The following is a 6,483-nucleotide window of genomic DNA, read 5'->3' as shown; positions in this document are numbered from 1 at the left end:
TCGGGATTCGGGATTCGGGATTCGGGATTCGGGATTCGGGATTCGGGATTCGGGACGAGCCTGCGGGCGTCCGGCGCCCGACACAAGCCACGCTCGGAGGGTGCTCTGCCTTCGGTGGACGTCACCAGCCCCCTGCCCGCTCAGCCGCTCTCTGCATCAAGTGCTCTGGCATGGACGAGCGCCCCCGCCCGACGGCCACCGTCATGCCCCTCGCGGCGCGCTGAGTGCGCTCCGATCGAGAGGCCAAGGGTGTGAGCAGGGCGCAGGCTGCGGTCGCCTGCAAGCAGGCCTCTGCAAAAAGTGCGAGTGGGTCAGCTCGGGTTTCTTCGGAGACAGCGGACCCGCGGCGCCGGCCTGGAAAGCCCTCAGGCCTTGGCCATCTCCGCCAGCAGGGCAGCCAGCAGACCCGGCACGGCTTCGGTGGCCGCCGCCATATTGGCCATCACCTCATCCATCGTGATCTCGGCTTCATCGCCGCAGCCGGCCGCCCAGTTGGCGACCAGGCAGAGACTGGCGTACTCGATGCCCAGCTCACGCGCCAGCACGGCCTCGGGCATGCCGGTCATGCCGACCAGATCACAGCCGTCGCGACGCATCCGCGCGATCTCGGCAATGGTCTCCAGACGCGGACCCTGGGTGCAGCCATAGGTGCCGCCATCGACCAGGCGCGTGCCTGCCGCAGCACCTGCGCGCAGCAGTGCGGTGCGCAGCGCCGGCGTGTAGGGACGGGTGAAATCGACATGCTCGACCTTGGCGCCTTCCATGTCGCAAAAGCTCGCCAGGCGGCCGTGGGTGTAGTCGATGATCTGGTCCGGCACGGCCAGCACGCGCGGGCCCATGCGTTCACCGATACCGCCGACGGCATTGATACCGAGCAGGCGAGGCACGCCAAGCTGATGCAGCGCATGCACGTTGGCGCGGTAGTTGATGCGATGCGGAGCCACGCTGTGGGCCTCGCCGTGGCGCGCCAGGAAGGCGATGCGGAAGCCCGCAAGCCGACCGACGCGCACCGGCCCGGACGGCGCGCCGTAAGGCGTATGCAGCTCGATGCCTTCCGCACCTTCAAGATTGGCCAGACGATACACGCCAGTGCCGCCGATCACGCCCAATACGATGTCGGAGTTTTCCATGCCCATCACCGGTTCCAGGAGCTGCGTTGAATTGAAGTGTTGAGTGTTGCGGACCGGCCGGCGAAGGTCATTGACCGGGGCGAGCATGGAGTTCGCGGTCGGCCGCTGCCCGTTCTATCGCGCATCCCATGGGGTGGGCCCTGGCCCACCATGGCCTGTGCACGCCTTCGGTCCAAGGTCACGTCCGTCATGCCGATCCGCGAGCGCGTACGCTCTGCACCCAGTTCCGCGGGCGTTCGCGCGTCCCCACCGGAGCACGTGTGGAGCCCATGGTGGGCCGGGGCCCACCCAATGCAACACCGGTGCGCGCCGCCCACCGCATCGGTTTCAATCACGCAGCGCGTAGATGCCGGGCAGGTTGCGGCCCTGCTCGTAGTAGTCCATGCCGAAGCCGAACACGTAGCGGTCCGGCACCTCGACGCCGACGTAGTCGCCGGTGAGCCCGGGCACGCAGCGGTCGTGGACCTTGCGCGCCAGTACCGCCACGCGTACGTCGGCGGCACCCTCGGCCTCGCAGGCCTGGATCACCGCATTCAGCGTATGGCCTTCGTCGAGGATGTCGTCGATCAGCAGCACCCTGCGCTTCAGCAGGGGCACCGCCGGCTTGCGCAGCCACTCGACGCCGCGGCCCGTGGTGTCGCCGCGATAGCGCGTCGCATGTAGATAGTCGAACTCGACGTCGAAGCCCAGCTCCAGCGCCAGCAGGGCGCCGAACAGCATGCCGCCGTTCATCACGGTGAGGAAAAGCGGCGGTCGTGCGTCCTGCGCGTAGTCGCGGCGGATCTCTTCGGCCATGCGACGGATCGCCGCTTCCAGCGGCGCGCGATCGAAGAGCAGATCGGCCTGCGGCAGCGCATCGACCAAGGCTGGCGGGGTCTTCATGCCCGGCTCCGGTTCAAACGAGGGCGGCGAGGTTAGCACGCGCCTGCGCCAGCGCTTCCGGCGCAGGGCCATGCGCGGCGCACGGCGACAGCCAAGCGAGACGCGGATTGGTCGCAGGCGATCCGCGCGTTTCGACAGCGGCGATGGCGTCCTCGACCAGTTCGGGATGACAGGCCAGCACCACATCGCAGCCGGCATCCAGATGGGCGTTCACTCGTGCCGCCACGCCACCCGCAGACCTGGCCGCGGCCATGCCGATGTCGTCACTGAACACCACACCCTTGAAGCCCATCGCAGCGCGCAGGATCTCGCCCAGCCAGCGCTGCGAATAGCCAGCCGGGTGTTCGCACACCGCGGGATAGCGCACATGTGCCGCCATCACCGCGGCGGCGCCGGACTCGATGCCCGCCACGAAAGGCCGCAGGTCCTCGTGCATCAGCTGATCGATGGGGCGCGGATCCAGCGCGGCATCGACATGCGTGTCCTCCAGCACCGAACCGTGGCCGGGGAAGTGCTTCAGCGTGGCCGGCATGCCGGCGCCCTGCATGGCTTGCACGTAGGTGCGGGTCAGCGCGCAGACGGCATCGACTTCCGAGGCGAAAGCGCGATCGCCGATGGCTCGGTTGCCGCGGCCGAGGTCGACCACCGGCGCGAAGCTGAGGTCGATGTCATGGGCACGCAGCTCGGCCACCATCAGCCGGGCGTGCTGCCCGGCGAGTTCCAGGCTGCGCGCAGGCCGCTCGGCGAAGGCCTCGCCGATGCGCGCCAGCGCCGGCAGTCGGGTGAAGCCCTCGATGAAGCGCTGCACGCGCCCCCCTTCCTGATCCACCGCGATCAGTCGTGGAGCGTCACCCGCCTCGCGGATCTGCGCGTTCAGCGCGCGCAGCTGCGCAGGCTCGACGTAGTTGCGGCGGAACAGCACCACGCCGGCCACCGCCGGATGCGCGATCCAACGCGCTTCGTCCGCTCGCAGCTGATGGCCTTCGATTCCGATGAACAGCATCGCTCAGCGCTCGAACAGGGCGATCGATTCGACATGCGCCGTATGCGGGAACATGTCCATCACGCCAGCCGAGACCAGCCGGTAGCCATGCTCGCGCACCAGGATGCCGGCATCGCGCGCCAGCGAGCCCGGGTGGCAGGAGACGTAGACGATGCGCCGGACGCCCTCCAGCGGCAGCTGCGGAATGCAGGCGTCGGCGCCGGTGCGCGGCGGATCCAGCAGCAGCTTGTCGAAGCCCTGCTTGACCCAGGCCTCGCCGCGCAGGTCCTGGCTGAGATCGGCGGCAAAGAACTCGGCATTGGTGATGCCATTGGCGCGGGCGTTGTCGCGCGCGCGCGCCACCAGCCCGGCCTCGCCCTCCACGCCGACGACCTGCGCCGCACGCCGCGCGATCGGCAGGGTGAAATTGCCCAGGCCGCAGAACAGGTCGAGCACGCGCTCGCCCGGCTGCGGGTCGAGCAGGTCGAGGGTGCGCGCGATCATGCGCTGGTTCATGCCGGCATTGACTTGCACGAAGTCCAGCGGGCGGAAGGCCAGCTCGACGTCAGCGGCTGGGATGCGGAAGCTCAGCGCCGCATCCGCTGGCCACAGCGGCTGCACGCTGTCGTTGCCGCCGGGCTGCAGGTAGATCATCAGCCCCGTGCGCTGGCCGAACTCGATGAGGCGCTGGGTATCGGCCGCGGACAACGCATCGAGATGGCGGAATACCAGCGCGGTGGCGTCGTCGCCGGCGGCAACTTCAATCTGGGGGATGCGCTCGCGCGCATCCATCGAGCTCACCAGCGCCGACAGCTCGTGGATGCGCTCGCCGACCTGCGGCACCAGCACACGGCAGCTGTGGATATCGGCGACATACATCGGCTTCAGCGCCTCGCGGAAACCCACGATGGCGCGCTCCTTGGCGGGCACCCACTTCACCCCCAGCCGCGCCTTGCGGCGATAGCCCCAGGGCTGATCGGTGAGCGGCGGCAGCACGGTCGCGGGCCGGACGTGGCCGATGCGCTCGAAATTCTCCAGCAGGATGTGCTGCTTCGCTTCGATCTGCGCTTCGGCCTTCAGGTGCTGCAGCGAGCAGCCGCCGCAGAGCTCGAAATGCGGGCACGGCGGATCGACCCGCAGCGGCGAGGCTTGGAGCACCTCCAGCACATGGCCTTCCTCGAAGTGCTTCTTGCTGGTGTGGACGTGTGCGCGCACGCGCTCACCGGTGAGCGCGCCGCTGATGAAGACGGTCTTGCCGTCCAGCTTGGCGACCCCGCGGCCGTCGTGGCTCAGGTCGATGATCTCGGCTTCGATGTCGCGCTTGCGCTGGCGTCGGGTCATGGGGCTCGGTGGCTGCGCCGCGGCGGCTTGCGCCCGCGGCGGTGTGGGACAGGTCGCGGATTATCGCAGGCTCGGTGGCACCCTGCCCCTTCGGCCCCCACGGCGTGACGCCTTGCGAACCACGCTGCTGGCGCGCACCGATCCCAACCGGGACGCAGCCACGTGCGCTTGTCCTACACTCGCGCCTTTCGTCAGCTGCCCGGTCACGGATGAGCACCGATACCCCCAAGCGCGCCGGCTTCGGTGCCGCCGCCCCGCTGCGCCAGCTCTGGCCCTATGTGCGTCCCTATCGCGGCCTCGTGGCGCTGTGGCTGGGCGCGCTGGCCCTGTCCAGCCTCGCCACGCTGAGCCTGCCGGTGGCGGTGCGCTTCATGATCGACCGCGGCTTCGCCGGCGAGGATCCGGCAGCGGTGGATCGCTGGTTCCTGGGACTGCTGGCGGTCGCGGTGCTGCTGGCGGTGGCCACGGCGCTGCGCTTCTTCTTCGTCAGCCTGCTCGGCGAGAAAGTCATCGCGGATCTGCGGCGCAGCCTGTACGCACGACTGCTGCGGCTGGACATCGAGTTCTTCGAACGCACCCGCTCGGGCGAGCTGGTCTCGCGGCTTTCGGCCGACACCGAACTGCTGCGCACCGTGGTCGGCTCCAGCGCGTCGGTGGCCCTGCGCAGCTTCGTCACCTTCATCGGCAGCAGCGTGGCGCTGGCGCTGACCAGCCCGCGCCTGGCCGGCTTCGCGGCCATTGGTATTCCGCTGATCATCCTGCCGATCGTGTTCTTCGGTCGCCGCGTGTCCAAGCTGTCGCGCGAGGCGCAGGACCGCGTGGCCGACGCCAACGCCCGCGCCAGCGAAACCCTGAACGCCATCCACACGGTGCAGAGCCACGCCCGCGAATCGCATGAGTCCGAGCGCTTCGCCGGCGCCGTGGGCACCGCACTGTCGGCCGCACGCCGCCGCATCGGCACCCAGGCGGGGCTGACGGCCGCGGTGATCGTGTTGATCTTCGGCGCGATCACCGCGGTGCTGTGGATCGGCGCCAAGGATGTGATCGCGGGGACGATGAGCGCGGGCCTGTTGAGCCAGTTCGTGCTGTATGCGGTGATCGGCGCCGGTTCGGTCGGCGCGCTCACCGAAGTCTGGGCCGAGGTCCAGCGCGCCGCTGGCGGCATGGCGCGGATCAACGAGCTGCTGGCCGAGCAGGCGAAGATCAAGGCACCTTTCTCGCCGCAGCTCCTGCCCTCGCCGCTCCGCGGCCACATCGCCTTCCGGAACGTCGGCTTCCATTACCCGAGCCGGCCCGATGCAGCGGCGCTCAGCGAGTTCTCGCTGGAGATCCAGCCGGGCGAAACCGTGGCCCTGGTCGGGCCCTCCGGTGCGGGCAAGAGCACGGTGCTGCAGCTGCTGCTGCGCTTCCACGACCCCGAAGCCGGCGGCATCGAGGTCGACGGCATCGACCTGCGCCAGCTCGACCCGCAGCAGCTGCGCGAGCACATCGCCCTGGTGCCACAGGACCCGCTGCTGTTCGGCGCCGATGCGCTCGACAACCTGCGCTATGGCCGGCTGGACGCCACGGAAACGGAAGTCATCGAAGCCGCACGCAGCGCCGAGGCGCATGAGTTCATCAGCGCGCTGCCCGAGGGCTACCGAACCTTCCTCGGCGAGCGCGGCGTGCGTCTGTCCGGCGGCCAGCAGCAGCGTCTGGTGATCGCCCGCGCCTTGCTGAAGGACGCACCGATCCTGCTGCTCGACGAGGCCACCAGCGCGCTGGACGCACAAAGCGAGCGCGCGATCCAGCAGGCGCTGGAGCGGCTGATGCGCGGCCGCACCACGCTGGTCATCGCGCATCGCCTCGCCACCGTGCGCCGCGCCGACCGCATCGTCGTGCTGGACGCCGGCCGCATCGTGGCCACCGGTACGCACGATCAGTTGATGGCGCAGGGTGGGCTGTATGCGGAACTCGCACGGCTGCAGTTCGCCGCGTGAGCGGCGCTCAGCCCCGCCACCGGCCTTGGCAGATCGAGAAAGACAGCCCGCGATCGTGACAATTTGCTACAACTGTCCACGTTTTGGATTTGCGCGGATTCTGGGATGATCGCGCGACGCGCGGCCAGTGGAGGGCCCGCGCGGACCAGCCTCGGGGGCTCACAGAAAC

The 6,483-nt window shown here is 69.3% G+C and carries 4 protein-coding genes and 1 pseudogene; 1 reads left to right on the top strand and 4 read right to left on the bottom strand.

Annotated features, from left to right (window positions below; translation table 11 throughout):
- Window positions 1-365 precede the first annotated feature (365 nt).
- The 4 genes and pseudogenes from Q0654_RS09000 to rlmD all read right to left on the bottom strand — a co-directional run bounded on the left by Q0654_RS09000 (window position 366) and on the right by rlmD (window position 4,335).
- Window positions 366-1,130 carry an S-methyl-5'-thioinosine phosphorylase gene (locus Q0654_RS09000; protein ID WP_298852930.1) on the bottom strand — a complete coding sequence of 255 codons (765 nt, stop codon included), beginning with the start codon at window positions 1,128-1,130 and terminating at the stop codon, window positions 366-368.
- Between the two features lie 327 nt (window positions 1,131-1,457).
- Window positions 1,458-2,012, bottom strand: coding sequence for a hypoxanthine-guanine phosphoribosyltransferase (locus Q0654_RS08995; protein ID WP_298852929.1), 555 nt, complete (start codon window positions 2,010-2,012; stop codon window positions 1,458-1,460).
- A gap of 130 nt (window positions 2,013-2,142) precedes the next feature.
- Window positions 2,143-3,015, bottom strand: a pseudogene (gene nagZ / locus Q0654_RS08990) (beta-N-acetylhexosaminidase); the annotation flags it as partial.
- Between the two features lie 3 nt (window positions 3,016-3,018).
- Window positions 3,019-4,335: a 23S rRNA (uracil(1939)-C(5))-methyltransferase RlmD gene (gene rlmD, locus Q0654_RS08985; RefSeq protein ID WP_298852927.1), complete on the bottom strand. Its 1,317-nt coding sequence runs from the start codon at window positions 4,333-4,335 to the stop codon at window positions 3,019-3,021.
- A gap of 209 nt (window positions 4,336-4,544) precedes the next feature.
- Here rlmD and Q0654_RS08980 point away from each other — a divergent pair, with 209 nt between their 5' ends.
- The gene (locus Q0654_RS08980) at window positions 4,545-6,314 is read left to right on the top strand and encodes an ABC transporter transmembrane domain-containing protein (RefSeq protein ID WP_298852923.1); all 1,770 of its coding nucleotides are present in this window, start codon (window positions 4,545-4,547) and stop codon (window positions 6,312-6,314) included.
- Window positions 6,315-6,483 lie beyond the last annotated feature (169 nt).

The sequence above is a fragment of the uncultured Aquimonas sp. genome (genome assembly GCF_937888285.1).
Classification (GTDB): Bacteria; Pseudomonadota; Gammaproteobacteria; order Xanthomonadales; family Xanthomonadaceae; genus Aquimonas.
The sequence above is the reverse complement of the archived record's forward strand: the minus strand, read 5'-3'. Positions and strand labels throughout refer to the sequence as shown.

Excerpts from the sequence above, each read along its gene's own strand:
- Q0654_RS08980 (WP_298852923.1), top strand. The coding sequence starts at position 4,545 with ATGAGCACCGATACCCCCAAGCGCGCCGGCTTCGGTGCCGCCGCCCCG.
- Q0654_RS09000 (WP_298852930.1), bottom strand. The coding sequence starts at position 1,130 with ATGGAAAACTCCGACATCGTATTGGGCGTGATCGGCGGCACTGGCGTG.
- rlmD (WP_298852927.1), bottom strand. The coding sequence starts at position 4,335 with ATGACCCGACGCCAGCGCAAGCGCGACATCGAAGCCGAGATCATCGAC.
- Q0654_RS08995 (WP_298852929.1), bottom strand. The coding sequence starts at position 2,012 with ATGAAGACCCCGCCAGCCTTGGTCGATGCGCTGCCGCAGGCCGATCTG.